The 14,983-nt window shown below is 32.7% G+C and carries 11 protein-coding genes; all 11 read left to right on the top strand.

Features of this window, described 5'->3' with window-relative positions; all coding sequences use genetic code 11:
- Window positions 1–111: 111 nt before the first annotated feature.
- The 11 genes from HALHA_RS09005 to HALHA_RS08955 all read left to right on the top strand — a co-directional run bounded on the left by HALHA_RS09005 (window position 112) and on the right by HALHA_RS08955 (window position 14,978).
- Entirely contained in the window at window positions 112–1,380 is a 1,269-nt protein-coding gene (locus tag HALHA_RS09005) for an ABC transporter substrate-binding protein (RefSeq protein WP_015327465.1), read from the top strand.
- A gap of 68 nt (window positions 1,381–1,448) precedes the next feature.
- Window positions 1,449–2,384 (top strand): carbohydrate ABC transporter permease, encoded by a 936-nt coding sequence (locus tag HALHA_RS09000; protein WP_015327464.1) that lies wholly within the window; start codon window positions 1,449–1,451, stop codon window positions 2,382–2,384.
- Between the two features lie 13 nt (window positions 2,385–2,397).
- Complete coding sequence (locus tag HALHA_RS08995) at window positions 2,398–3,240, top strand: carbohydrate ABC transporter permease (RefSeq protein WP_015327463.1); 843 nt, start codon at window positions 2,398–2,400, stop codon at window positions 3,238–3,240.
- Between the two features lie 40 nt (window positions 3,241–3,280).
- Complete coding sequence (locus HALHA_RS08990) at window positions 3,281–5,542, top strand: glucosidase family protein (RefSeq protein WP_015327462.1); 2,262 nt, start codon at window positions 3,281–3,283, stop codon at window positions 5,540–5,542.
- Between the two features lie 23 nt (window positions 5,543–5,565).
- The gene (locus HALHA_RS08985) at window positions 5,566–7,884 is read left to right on the top strand and encodes a glycoside hydrolase family 65 protein (protein ID WP_015327461.1); all 2,319 of its coding nucleotides are present in this window, start codon (window positions 5,566–5,568) and stop codon (window positions 7,882–7,884) included.
- 180 nt (window positions 7,885–8,064) lie between these two features.
- Window positions 8,065–9,222 carry a LacI family DNA-binding transcriptional regulator gene (locus HALHA_RS08980; RefSeq protein ID WP_015327460.1) on the top strand — a complete coding sequence of 386 codons (1,158 nt, stop codon included), beginning with the start codon at window positions 8,065–8,067 and terminating at the stop codon, window positions 9,220–9,222.
- 106 nt (window positions 9,223–9,328) lie between these two features.
- Window positions 9,329–10,624, top strand: a complete 1,296-nt coding sequence (locus HALHA_RS08975) for an ABC transporter substrate-binding protein (protein ID WP_015327459.1) — start codon at window positions 9,329–9,331, stop codon at window positions 10,622–10,624.
- An 82-nt stretch (window positions 10,625–10,706) separates the two neighbouring features.
- On the top strand, window positions 10,707–11,624 hold the full coding sequence (locus HALHA_RS08970) for a carbohydrate ABC transporter permease (RefSeq protein ID WP_015327458.1): 918 nt from the start codon (window positions 10,707–10,709) through the stop codon (window positions 11,622–11,624).
- 12 nt (window positions 11,625–11,636) lie between these two features.
- Complete coding sequence (locus tag HALHA_RS08965; RefSeq protein WP_015327457.1) at window positions 11,637–12,479, top strand: carbohydrate ABC transporter permease; 843 nt, start codon at window positions 11,637–11,639, stop codon at window positions 12,477–12,479.
- A 20-nt stretch (window positions 12,480–12,499) separates the two neighbouring features.
- On the top strand, window positions 12,500–13,462 hold the full coding sequence (locus tag HALHA_RS08960) for a carbohydrate kinase family protein (RefSeq protein WP_015327456.1): 963 nt from the start codon (window positions 12,500–12,502) through the stop codon (window positions 13,460–13,462).
- 13 nt (window positions 13,463–13,475) lie between these two features.
- A complete protein-coding gene (locus HALHA_RS08955; protein ID WP_015327455.1) occupies window positions 13,476–14,978 on the top strand; it encodes a glycosyltransferase in 1,503 nt (500 codons plus the stop codon).
- Window positions 14,979–14,983: the final 5 nt, after the last annotated feature.

Below are 14,983 nucleotides of genomic sequence, written 5' to 3'. Positions count from 1 at the left end.
ATAAGTTTATAATTAGGATTATAGCATATATAAGTAGAAATATGGATAATTGAAATCGCCTAGTAAGTACATAAGATAATTAGCGGGAAAAATAATCTAGGAGGCGAGATAATGTTTAAAAAGAAGAGTCTTACATTAGTATTAGCATTAACTTTATTGTTTTCTCTTTCATTAACTGCAGGGGCATGGTGGATTTTTGGTAATGATGATGAAAAGGAACAGGTAGAAATTAGATTGTCTGGTTGGTCTTCTTCTCCAACAGAAAGTAAGTTGTTTGAAAAGGTTATTAAAGGATTTGAAAAAGAAAATCCAAATATTAATGTTAAATATGAACCAATTCAAGGGTCATATATGGATAAACTACAGACACAACTTGCATCCGGAACTGCTCCTGATGTATTTTATGTTGATTCTGTTTGGTTGCCCGCTTTAGCTTCTAAAAATGTATTATACCCAATGGATAAGTTTATGAAGCAAAGTGGAGTAGAAGATAGTGAATTTTTACCTGGCTTAATTAATGGTTTCGAATATCAGGGTAAACAATATGGAATTCCTAAGGGCTATTCTACTTTAGGTTTGTTTTATAATAAGCGAATGTTTAAAGAAGCAGGAATTACAGATGTGCCTGATACATGGGCTGAATTATATCAAGTAGCTAAGAAATTGACTAAAGATACTGATGGAGATGGAAAAGTAGATCAGTGGGGAATGAGTTTAAATACTAGTTTAGCTAGATTTATTGTTTTCCTACATCAAAATGGCGAGCAATTATTAAATGATAGTATGACTAAATCTGCTCTTGATAGTCCAGAGGCTATTAAAGCATTAGAATTTTATAATATGTTATACCAAAAGGGATATGCTGCTCAACCTGGTGATGTTGGTGCTCAGTGGTTAGGTGATGCATTAGGTAAGGATAGAGTAGGAATGGTTGTTACAGGAAACTGGACTATTCCATTTATGAAGGATCAATATCCAGAGGTAGAGTATGGTGTAGCACCATTGCCTAAGAAGAAGAAAAAATCTACAATGGCATTTACTGTAGCATACTCTATTGCTAGAAGATCTGATCATCCTAAAGCAGCTTGGAAATTAGTTAAATATCTAACTAGTGAAACTGGACAGAGAAAATGGGTTAAATTAGGTATGGAGTTGCCATCTAGAAAAGAATTAGCTGATATGGATTACTTTAATAGTCATCCTAAACGAAAGACTTTAATGGATTTTGGTGAGTATGCTGAAGCTTGGCAGTTTAATGTTAAGTTTAAGCCGATAGTTGATTCAGTAAATACAACTTTACAAGCAGTCTTTTTAGGTGAAGTAACTCCTGAAGAAGGATTAAAAGAAGTATCTGATAAAATTAATGAAGTTTTAAAATAATATCTAAACAGGTTCTAATAAGGGAGGGTGTCTCCCTTATTAGAACTTAATATTTAAGGAGGGATAATGTGGTACGGACAAAAGTTACTCAGCTTACTTTTGATCTTTTTAGGAAAGTAACTGGTAAGGAAATATCAAGAAAAAAATTTGAAGATTGGTTAGCCGGGTATTTATTTATATTAGCTCCAATATTAGTGATTGGTGTTTTTAAATTAATACCAACTTTTTATGCTTTCTTTCTCAGCTTTCAAAAATGGGATCTATTAACGAAACCTGAGTTTGTTGGTTTGAAGAATTATGCGAATTTATTAGACGATAAAATTTTAGCAATTGCTATTAAAAACACACTTTTTTATACTGCTTTTGTTGTTCCTATTCAAATGGTATTAGCTTTAGTTTTGGCGTTATTAGTTAATCAGTCAGTGAAGTTTAGAACTTTTTTTAGAGCGTCTTTCTTTATGCCTGCTGTTACTGCTTCTGTTGTATTATCTGTTATATTCTTGGCATTATATTCTAAGATAGGCCTCTTTAATCAAATTTTAGCTACTCTTGGTTTAGGAACTTATGATTTTATGGGAAATAAAAGTTTAGCTTTACCCTCTATTATGGCTATGAATATTTGGTCTACAGCGGGTTATTTTATGATTGTATATTTAGCAGGGTTACAAGAAATTCCAGAGCAATTATATGAGTCTGCAGAAGTTGATGGAGCAAGTAACTGGCAAAAGTTATGGCATATTACTATACCAATGTTAAAACCAACTTCTTTCTTTATAGCAGTTATGTCAGTGATTGGATGTTTACAAATTTTTGATCAAGTAGTTGTTATGACGGGTAATGGTGGACCAGTTCATGCAACAACAACAATGGTATTTTATATTTATAGAAATGCATTTAAATATTTTAAAATGGGATATGCATCTGCAGCATCTTTCCTTTTATTTGTAATTATTTTTACATTAACGTTAATTCAAAAAAAATACTTTGATGATACTTCTTATTAAGGAGTGGATAAGAATGGATATTATGACTAATAAAGATACATCATTAAAAACAAAATTATTTGTTTATGGGTTATTGATTTTCTTTGCATTACTTTATTTAGGGCCATTTTTGTGGACTTTGTCTTCTTCTTTTAAACATGCTGATGCAGTATTTGATTGGCCATTTCACTTGATTCCTAAAGACCCGACACTACAAAATTATGTTAAAGTTTTCACTACAGTACCATACGGAAGATGGTTGTTTAATTCAGCGTTTGTGACGTTAACAATTGTTGTATCTAATTTATTTTTAAGTTCATTGGCTGGTTATGCATTTGCTAGGATTGATTTTCCAGGACGAGATATTATTTTTATGGGGTTATTAGGGACAATGATGATTCCAGGTCCTGTAACTATTGTGCCAGTCTTTAGTTTAATGAGTATGTTAGAATGGGTTAATACTTATAAAGCATTAATTTTTCCAGGAATTACAGGGGCCTTTGGTATCTTCTTAATGAGACAATTTTTTCAATCTATTCCAATGAGTTTAGAAGATGCAGCTAGAATCGATGGGTTAGGACGTTTTGGAATCTGGTGGAGAATAGTTATGCCTTTAGCAAAACCAGCTTTAGGTGCGTTAACTATTTTTACCTTTATGGGCCAATGGAATAATTTTATGTGGCCATTTTTATTAACTAGTACTGAAGATATGTTTACTTTAACTGTAGGAATGAATGCTTTTAAAGGGCAGTATCGGACACTATGGAATTTAGTATTAACTGGTTCTGTTTTAATGGCTATTCCAGTTATTATTGTATTTATTATATTCCAAAATTACTTCATTAAGGGTGTCAGCTTCTCTGGTATTAAAGGATAATTTTCAATTTAATCCCAAAAGCGCTTTCGGGAGGACTATTATGAATAATTTTGCAGCTACTAAAAGTAATAAACTATCTGAAATATATGTTTGTGCTGGAAACAGGGCTTATTTAGTAGGGGCTCAAGACGGATCTTTTCCAGATTTAGGAGATCATGTACCGGATGAAATGGGGGGCTTGTGGATTCATCCCATTAAGATACTAGATGGTTTTTGGTTACAAGTTAGAGATAAAAAAGCTACTGAACAGGAATGGTTAAAAGATGCCAAAAGATTTGTAACTAAGCCAACTAGTGTCATCCATAAGTATGAACTTGATAATATAGAGTTAATAATCAATCAAGAAGTGTTTGTTCCAGATGATACTCCTGGTTTAGTAGTGACTTATCAGTTTAACAATAAATCTGATCAACAAAAAAGTTTAAAACTTGATTTTTTAGGTCGTTCAGAATTATCTCCAACCTGGTTATCTAAAAAGTTGGGGATAGAAGATAGTTTAGACCAGGGAGAATACCTCCCAAAAGATGAGGTGTTCTTAGCTAAGGATAGTCAACACCCCTGGTTTGTAACTTTTGGATCTGAATTAGATTGTACAAAAGTAGAGATAGGTAGAGATTTATGGGGGCCAGCTAGGACAACTGGTCAAGGGATTTCAGGACAATTAACCTATGATTTAGAAGTTGATGCTAAACAAATTAAAGAAGTTAGTTTTTTTATTGCTGGTTCAGCTGATTCTAGAGAAGAAGCACTAGGTTATTATCAAGATTTAAAAATTAACTATCAACAATTAATCAAAACTAAAGAAGTAAGATACCAAAAATTATTAGATCAAGCTAAAGTAAAAATGCCAGATAAAGATTTAGAAGAAACATTTAATTGGGTTAAATTCAATTATGATATGTTGATTAGAGAAGTACCAGGGGTAGGCAAAGGATTAGGTGGAGGTTTACCAACATATCCTTGGTGGTTTGGAACTGATACTAATTATGCTATTTTAGGATTATTACCTTTAGGACGTTTTGAACTGGCTAAAGATAGTTTGCGAAATTTAGTTAATTTATCAGAAAAAGAAAATGGAAACGGAAGGGTAATTCATGAGGCTTCTACTAACGGTGTGGTAGGTAACTCTGGTAATACCCAAGAAACACCCCATTTAGTGACGGTGATTTATGAAATTTATCGTTGGACACATGATAAAGACTTTTTAAAAGAACTGTATCCTTTTTGTAAAAAAGCAATTAAGGATTATTTGTTACAAGAATTAGTTTCAGATGAAACATTATTACCACAAGGGTATGGCATTATGGAGATTAAAGGCTTAAATTTACGGATGGTTGATAGTGCTGTTTATACTTATAAAGCATTAGAAGCTTTAGGCGAGATGGCACTAATAATAGAAGATGAAAAAGTAGCCAAGTGGGCCAACCTTCACGCAACAAAATTAAAGGATGAATTTGATAATAACTTCTGGCTAGAGGAAGAAGAGATGTATGGAGATGTGTTAGCTACAGCCCAAGAAGTTCTAGATCATATTGATGATATCAAGTGGCAAATGGAAAATGATGACAATCAAGCAGGTTTAGAAGCTTACCAAGCTATAGAAGAGCAAGCTATGAGTATGATTGATAATAAACTAAGACCTTGGCTATTTGGTCAGTGGGTGATAGCTACACCTTTAGAGATGAATTTGGCTTCTGAGGATAAAGCTATTAAAGTATTAAAAGAGTTAGAAAAAAATTATACTGGTAAGTGGGGATTACATCTCTCAAAGTATGATAATAGAATAATGACTATTTCTACGGGAGTAATGGCAGTAGCAGAGGCAAATTATAATCGAGCAGATCAATCCTTAGATTATATTAAACGAATGGCTGCTACTGAGAAATTTCAGATGCCAGGTTCACTTAGTGAAATGTCTCCTGATTATGGTTGTTGTATCCAAGCTTGGACAGGATATGGATTTTCTTGGCCCTTAATTGTTGGTATGCTGGGAGTTAGACCAGAAGCAGGAATTAAAAGAATCAACTTTAATCCCCAATTGCCAACAGAATGGGATGACCTATCTATTGATAACTTAAAAATAGGAGATGCTATGCTAGATTATAGTTATCAAAAGTATGATAATGAAATTAAGATCGATTTAAATATGGATCAAACAGATTGGGAATTAAGTTTTCAAATTCCTATTATAGGAGAGCAAGTTTTAGTCAATGGGGAAGGAATAGAATTTACTATTGATAAAGACCAGACACGATTTATTATAGATTCAGATAAAAATAAAACTATCTTGATAAGAAAATAGTTTTAGGTTTAGGAGGAATAGACATGTCAAAAGTTAAATGTGATAACTGGAGAATAATAGAAGATACATTTAATACCGAATATTTACAACATTATGAAACAATTTTCACCTTAGGAAATGGATATTTAGGAACAAGGGGTAGTTTAGAAGAATCATATAGTGAAAGTAAGCCTGGTACTTTTATTGCAGGTACTTTTGATAAAGCGCCTGAAGAAGTAACAGAATTACCTAATGTAGCTAATTGGTTAGCTATAGATTTAAATTTAGCTGGAGAAAACTTTGATTTAAAACAAGGGCAAATTTTAGATTATAATCGTAGTTTAAATTTAAAGCAGGGTATCTTAACAAGGGAAGTGACTTGGCAAAGTCCTGCTGGTAATGTAACTGAACTTAGATTTGAAAGGTTTGTATCAATTGCTGATCAGCATAAACTAGGATTGAAAGTTGCTATTACCCCTAAAAATTATTCTGGAGAGATTAAATACAAATCAAATTTAGATGGTCAAATAACAAATAGTGGGACACAACACTTTATAGACCGAGAAAAGTGTGCTATAGAGCAACAAGGAATTTATCTTGTGCAAAGAACTCAAGAATCAGAAATTGATATTGCTCTAGCAGCTATGCACAATATTAAATCTGAAGGTCGAGGGTTAAAAATAGATAATAATTGTAATATAGGGCGAAGAAAAGTTTTTTATCAAGGTCAATTTAATGCTGTAGAGGAAGAGCAATATACTTGCGAAAAATTAGTCAGTATTTATACCAGTCGCGATGTAGCTAATCCTAAAGAAGAGGCAGTTAAGTCTGTTCAAGAAGCAATAAAAGTAGGTTATGATTATTTGGCCAATAATCACATTAGTGCCTGGGCCAAGGAATGGGACAGATCAGATATTAAGTTAGATGGGCCAACTTTTGATCAGTTAGCAATTAGATTTGGTATCTTCCATCAGTTACAGATGGCCCACAAGAGTGATGATCGAATCAGTATAGCAGCTAAAGCTTTATCAGGCGAAGGCTATAGAGGACATGTTTTCTGGGATAATGAGATATTTAATCTACCATTTTTTATTTATAATTATCCAGCTGCAGCTAAAACTTTACTTAAGTATCGATATAATACTTTGGATGGAGCCCGCCAGAAAGCTAAAGATAATGGGTATCAAGGTGCACAGTTCGCTTGGGAGAGTGCTCGAACTGGAGAAGAGACAACTCCAAAGTGGGGTGGCTTAGATATTGAAACTGGAAAACCAATCCGGATCTGGTGTGGAGATATAGAAGAGCATATTACAGCTGATGTTGCTTATGCTATCTATCATTACTATCAAGCTACTGGTGATGAAGAGTTCTTACAAGATTATGGGGCTGAAATATTATTAGAAACAGCTCGTTTTTGGGCTAGTCGAGTTGAGTACAATCAGGGAGAAGATAGATATGAAATCACAGGAGTTATTGGCCCGGATGAATATAGTGAACATGTAGATAATAATGTTTATACTAATATGATGGTACAGTTTAACTTAGAAAAGGCTCTAGAAATAGTTGGCTATTTAGCAGATAATAATCCACAAGTATGGGAAAAGTTAGTTGAAAAACTTAATTTAGATGAAGAGGAATTAACTAAGTGGCAAGAAATTACTAACAAAATATTTATTAATTATGATGAAAATAAGAAACTATACATTCAATATGAAGGATTTTTAGAGCAAGATAATATTGATGATAAGATTAAAGAGGCTAAAGAAAAAGGAATACATTTACCAGCTCTTGTACCATGGAAGAAGATAAGTGAAGAAAGTCAGGCTTTAAAACAAGCAGATGTAGTTATGCTGCAGTACTTATTAAGTGATAAATTTAGTGTTGAAGAGAAAAAGACAGCTTGGGAATTATATGAACCTAAAACAATGCATGATTCCTCTTTAAGTCCTGCTATTCACTCTATTGTGGCAGTAGAAATGGGAGATTTAGATAAAGCTTATGATTATTTTAAGCAAGGTGCAAAAATCGACTTAACTTTAGGTGGGAGTGAGGCTGGATTACATGCTGCTTCCTTAGGTGGTTTATGGCAGTCTGTAGTTAATGGGTTTGCTGGTATGAGAAGAGAGGAAGGTAAATTAAGATTTAATCCAACTCTACCAGAAAATTGGAATCAATTAGAATTTTCAATTATCTGGAAAGGTGTAGAATTGATTATTAATTTAACAAGAGATTCTTTAACACTTAAGGCTAGTTCTAACCTAGAAGATGAGATTGAATTTAATGTGTATAATAATAGTTATATTTTATTACCACAAGAAGAAAAGACAATTGAGTTATCTCAACTAGAGGTTAAAATTTCATAGAGTAAATATTTAATTGATATTAAGTGTCGGTATTATGAGTTTTTAGATCTTTTATACTGCTTACCGACACTTTATATCGATTCTATTTAATAGTTAACCCCCTTGACAAAGTACTAAAGATAAATTATAATAAGTAATGTAATGGATTTCATACAAACAAAGATAAGAGAGGGTCTATAAATGGCTACTATTAAAGATATTGCAGAGGAAGCAGATGTATCTACAGCTACAGTTTCTAGAGTATTAAACGATAGTAACAAAGTAAATCCTAAAACTAAAGAAAAAGTATTGGCAGTAATTGATAAATTAAATTATTATAAACAGAATGAAACAGCTAATAAAAAGAAAACTACTATTAAGGATGTAGCCCAACTAGCAGGTGTTTCTAAAGCTACTGTATCACGAGTCATAAATAATAATGATGTAGTTATTCCAGAAACTAAGCAGAAAGTTAAGCAAGCTATTAAAAAACTCAATTATAGCCCTAATATGAATGCCCGATATTTAAGAAGAGATAAAACTAAATTGGTTGGGTTATTCATCCCAGATATTTCTAATCCCTTTTTTGGTAATATAGTAAAGGGAATTGAGAATTTGGCTGAATTATATGATTATAATGTGGTTTTGTTTAATACAAATTTTGATTTTGAAAAAGAAAAAAGATCATTACAAGTGCTAAAAGATAGAAGAGCCGATGGAATGATTTATTTAGGTGGTACCTTTAATCAGCAAAAGAGTGATTTATTACATAATTGTAATTTTCCTATAGTCTTAATTTCAAGAGAAGAAGAGGAAATTGATTTACCAACAGTTAATATTAATAATTATCAAGCAGCATATGATATGACACAATATTTAATAGATTCAGATTATAAAGAAATTGCATTTATTAGTGGTTCTTTTACAGATGAAACTGCAGGTTTAAAAAGATTAAATGCTTTTAAGCAGTCAATGCAAGATAATGGTTTAGAATATAAATCTAACTGGATAGTAGAAGGAGATTATACATTAGATAGTGGTTATCAAGCTACGAAAGAAATCTTAATAACTAGTAGATTACCTAGAGCAGTATTTGCTGCTAATGATGAAATGGCAATTGGAGCTATGCAGGCAATAAAAGAAACAGGTTTACAAATTCCAGAAGATATTGTTGTTGTAGGTTTTGACAATATTAGGTTATCACAGTATGTAACGCCTAAACTGACTACTATCAGTCAACCAATTTATCATTTAGGGGCAGTAGGAATGTCAATGTTAAATAAATTAATTGGGAATGAACCTCTAGAGGAGAAAAAAGTATTATTAGATTATGAACTAATAGTTAGAGAGTCTAGTTAGGATAGTTTTTTATTTGTTATGTAAAGCATTTCATACATAAAGATAATAAAGTATAAGTTTATAACTTTTATAATACTTTATTTATATAAATTTTAGGGGGGATAGTATGTTTAAAAAAGAGAGTATTGTGGCAGTATTATCTTTGGTATTGGTACTAGCGCTTTCAGTAAATGCTGGAGCCTGGTGGATTTTTGGAGATGATGAAGAAAAGAAAAATAAGGTAGTGGAATTAACATTTTGGCATGGTATGGAATCAGGAGCTAACAATAAAGCATTAAAGAAAAAAGTAAAAGAATTTAATCAATCACATCCTGACATTCAAGTAGATTTACAAAGTTATGGTGCAGCAGATGATGCGGAAAGTAAGGTTATGACTTCAGTGGCAGGTGGTAATCCTCCCGAGATGATGTGGATGGGGCCTCATATGACTGGTCAATTAGCAGAAGCTGGTGTTTTAGCTCCTGTATCAGAATTTATCAAGAATGATCCTAGTTTTAATAAAGATGATATCTATGATTCTTTATGGAAGGTATCTTCTTATCAAGGTAAAATTTATACAGCTCCATTTGAGGCAAATAATTTAGGTATCTTTTATAATAAAGATTATTTTAAGCAAGCTGGAATTAAAGAACTTCCAGATACTTGGACAGAGTTTATTGAGGTAGCAAAAAAAGTACAGGAAAATAGTGATGCTGAATATGGTTTTCAAGTTCCAATGGGAACAGGAGAATGGACAGTTTGGAATTGGGAAGCATTTTTAAAGCAGGCTGGTGGAGAATTCTTAAAGGATAATGGTACTAAAATTGCTTTTGATAGTAAAGATGGTGCTGAAGCTCTACAATATTGGGTTGATTTAGTACACAAGTATAAAGTAGCTGAATTTTCTCAGACGGGTGCTGGTTATAAGACAGGGGCTTTAGAATCAGGAAGAATTGCTATGCAAATTATTGGTCCGTGGACAATTCCACAGCTTAATAAGACTGATTTAAATTATGGTACCTTCATGTTACCAAAGCAAGAAGAAAGAGGTACTAGTCTTGGAGGAGAAAACTTATATATTTTTAAGACTACTGAAAGAAAAGAAAAAGCGGCTTGGAAATTTGCTAAGTATGTTATGAGTGCTGACTTCCAGGTAGAATGGGCCAAGAAAACTGGTTATCTTCCAGTAAGTAAATCGGCTATGAATAGCGATGAATACCAGAACTTCTTAGATGAAAATCCAGCAGTACGAACATTTACGAAGCAGATGAAATATGGATTTGCACGACCAACTGGACCAGCTTACCCAGGTATTTCTAGTGCATTAGGTAAAGCAATTGAAAAAGCTTTATATCAGAGATTAACTCCTGAAGAAGCACTAGAGAATGCAGCTAAAAAAGGACAAGAAGCATTAAATGAATAAATTATTATAGTTTGATTAAAGTTTGGTGGGGTATCTCCCACCAAACTTATCTTAAAAACAAGTAGGAATGGAGGAGGATAAGATGCCTAAACCTAGTACTAAAACAGGTTTTGTTAGTAAGGTAAAGAATATATTCAATTTAGATAAAGAAGATATTATTAGTTATCTATTTATAACTCCAGCTATGTTATTGATTAGTATATTTATTCTAATCCCTATCTTATTTAATGTTATGCTTAGTTTTACTAAGTGGAATATAATTAGTCCAATGGAATTTGTAGGTTTAAAAAATTATATAGAAATGTTTCAATCACCATCATTTTGGAATGCTTTTGCAAATACTGGTTATTTTGTAGCTATGGCAGTTCCGTTAACAGTGGCTTGTTCATTATTTTTAGCAATTTTATTAAATCAAAAGATAAAAGGACTAGGTTTTTTTAGAACAGCTTTTTTTAGTCCGCAAGTAATTTCGTTTGTGGCAGCAGGATTAGTTTGGGTATGGATGTTAGATGATAATAAAGGATTAGTCAACTACTTGTTAGGAATGATAGGAGTTGAACCAATTAATTGGTTACAAAGTACTACTTGGGCTATGCCTGCAGTTATTTTACTGACTGTCTGGAGATTTGCAGGATATTTTATGGTTGTTTATCTAGCAGGCTTACAAGGTATTCCAAAAACTTATTATGAAGCTGCAAGTTTAGATGGAGCAGGATCTGGTTGGAAAGCATTTAGACATATTACTTGGCCATTATTAAAACCAACTACGTTATTTGTTACAATTATGATGTTATTCTTTAGTTTTAGAGGATTTGCACAATTCCATGCTATGACTAAAGGTGGACCAATGGGCTCTACTACGGTGTTGGTCTATCATATGTATGAACTAGCTTTTGATAAATTTAATATGGGGGAAGCTTCAGCAGTAGCAGTAGTTTTATTAGTTATAAGTATGATTGTAAGTAGAATTCAGATAAACTTATTAGGAGATGAAGAATAAGGAGGGTTGAAAATGAGTGCATCAAGTTTAAATTCTTATGAAAAATTCAAGAAAACAATTGTTTATATTTTATTAATAGTTAGCACGATTATAGTCTTATTCCCCTTCTTTTGGATGATTAGTACTGCTTTAAAAACTAGAAGTGAAATTTTATCTAGTCAAACAATCAGTTTATTACCTAAACAAGCTAATTGGGGGAACTTTATTAAGGCCTGGAATAAAACTAATTTTGGTCGCCAATTTACTAATAGTATGATAATGGCTATTACCGTTACTTTAGGTCAAATTGTAACGTCTGCTATGGCTGGGTATGCATTTGCTAGATTTGAATTTAAAGGAAAAAAGCTGTTATTTGGTATTTTATTAGCAACTTTAGTTGTACCTTTCCAAATGAGATCAATTCCTGTTTATGTAATAATTTCTAAATTGGGATGGTTAGATAGTTATAAAGCTTTAATTATTCCTTCACTGGCTAATGCATTTGGAATTTTCTTATTTAAACAGTTTTTTGCTCAAATCCCTTATGCTTTAGAAGAAGCTGCTTTAATTGATGGTGCTAGCAGATGGCAAATTTTATGGAAAATAATGTTACCCTTATCTAAACCAGCAGCAGTTTCTTTATTTATCTTTACCTTTACTGCTGAATGGAATATCTTATTTAAACCATTAATTTTAACTCGTTCTCAGGCTATGAGAACAGTTCAATTAGGATTAACTACTTTTCAAAGTCAATTTTCTACTAATTATGCATTATTAATGGCAGCAGCAGCTTTTGTAACTATACCAGTTTTAATTTTATTTTTACTTGGCCAACGACAGTTTATACAAGGAGTTGCTAATACAGGTATTGATTAAAATGGAGGGAGTTGGACATTGTGTTTCAATTTAACGAGAAGATTGATTTTACTGCTACCAAGTTAGATGTTTTAACGGTAGGAGAAGTATTAGTAGATATCATCTCTGATAAGTTGGTTCCTTCACTTAAAGAAGCAAGAAGCTTTAATCGCCATTTTGGTGGTTCTCCAGCTAATATAGCTATGAATCTTAAAAAATTAGGGGCCAAGTCAGGTTTGTTAAGTAAAGTAGGAGCTGATGGATTAGGGGATTATTTAATAAAAAAGTTAGAAACTAGCGGGGTCGATACTAGAGGGATTGTTAGAGATAGTCATTATAATACCTCAGCTGTATTAGTTACGCAAAGTAAGGCTACCCCAGAATTTATAGCATATCGTGATGCAGAGAAATATATTACTAAGGAAGATATTAAAGAAGGATTAATTTCAGAGGCTAAAATTATTCATTTATCCACTTTTGCGTTAGCTGCTCCAGTTACTCGCCAGACTTTATTAGAGATAGTTGAAATTGCCCAAAAAGAAAGGAAAATAGTCTCTTTAGACCCTAATTATAGACCCCAACTGTGGGAAGGCAATAAAAAGGGCCAAGAGTTTATAAAAAAACTATTATCTAAAGTAAATATTACTAAACCTTCTTTAGATGATGCCAAAGCTATATTTGGCTTAGCAACCCCCAAAGAGTACATACAAAAGTTTCATCAAGCCGGGGCTGAATTAGTTATTTTAACTTTAGGGGCAGATGGTGTTTTAGTTTCTACAGGAGAGGAGATTAAAAGGTTAGATACGTTTGCTACAAAGGTAGTTGATACTACTGGAGCCGGAGATGCATTTTGGTCAGGGCTTTATAGTTCTTTAGTAACAGGTGATAAATTAGAAAGAGCAATTAAAGTAGGTAATGCTACAGCAGCTTTAGCTTTACAAGAAGTAGGAGCTATAACTGATTTACCTACTAAAGATAAAGTAGTGCAGGAGTTTAATTTATAAGGGAGGAATAAATATGTCAAAGCCAGAATTAATCACTTTTTTAAATCCCCAAGGAAACTTTGATCCTCATGATAGTTATTGGACTGAACACCCTGATTTTGGGGGCCAACTTGTCTATGTTAAAGAGGTTTGTTTAGCAATGGCAGAAGAGTTTGGTGTTCAAGTAGATATTATTACTCGTCAAATTAAGGATAAAGATTGGCCCGAATTTGCTAGAAAATTTGATTCATATATTGGAAGTGATAAAGTACGGATTATCAGGCTACCATTTGGAGGAAATGAATTTTTAAATAAGGAGCAATTATGGCCTCATTTAAATGAATATGTAGATCAGGTTATTGAATTTTATCAAACTGAGGGCCAAATGCCCGCTATTACAACTACTCATTATGGAGATGGTGGTTTAGCAGGAGCAATTTTACAAGAAAAGACTGGCATCCCATTTACCTTCACAGGACACTCATTAGGGGCCCAAAAGATGGATAAGTTTGATATTAATAAAGATACTATTAAAGAATTAAATAATAGGTTTGATTTTCACAGAAGGATTGTGGCCGAAAGAATTAGTATGCATAATTCTGCTACTAACTTTGTTAGTACGACCCAAGAAAGGATGGAACAGTATTCACATCAAGCTTATCAAGGTGTAGTAGATGTTAAAGATGATAATAAGTTTGCAGTTGTGCCACCAGGAGCTAATACTAATATTTTTAATCCTGATACTCCAAATAAAGCTGAAGAAAAGATTAAAAAGAAGATTAAACGAGTCTTTAAACGAGATTTAGATGCTGATCGTAGAGAGTTACCAGCTATTTTAGCAGCTAGTCGATTAGATCATAAGAAAAATCATGTTGGTTTAGTTAAGGCTTTTGCTCAAAATGAAAAGTTACAGAAAAAAGGAAATCTTGTTATTACTCTAAGAGGAATTGATAATCCATTTGAAGATTATTCCCAAGCAGGTGGAGATGAAGAAGAGATTTTAGATCAAATTATGGAGATCATTAGTAATACTGACTTAGCAGGTAAAGTCAGTATGTTCTCTTTAGCTAGCCAAAAGGAATTAGCAGCTTGTTATAGAAGACTGGTCGATTATAAATCAGTATTTGTTTTAACTGCTCATTATGAACCATTTGGTTTAGCACCAGTAGAAGCAATGGCTTCAGGTCTTCCTACTGTAGCGACACAAAATGGTGGGCCAAGTGAAATAATGCAAGATAACCAGTATGGTATTTTAGTTGACCCAGCTGATCCAAGTGATATTGCCCAAGGTTTATTAAAGGTAGTGGGGAATAATAAAAATTGGAAGAAGTATCGTAAAGCAGGAATGAAGCGAGTTAAAGCACAATATACTTGGGCTAGTACAGCTGAGGGTTATTTAAATAGAATAACTAAAATTTTAGATAATCCAACAGATTATCTATCACAAGATAAGATTGAGATACCAAAGTATTTCCTAACCGGTAATGAAGATGATGATATTTCTCTAGCTAAGTTAAAAGAGTTATACCTAGGTTAATAGGG

This window comes from Halobacteroides halobius DSM 5150 (genome assembly GCF_000328625.1).
Lineage (GTDB): Bacteria > Bacillota > Halanaerobiia > Halobacteroidales > Halobacteroidaceae > Halobacteroides > Halobacteroides halobius.
The sequence above is the reverse complement of the archived record's forward strand: the minus strand, read 5'-3'. Positions and strand labels throughout refer to the sequence as shown.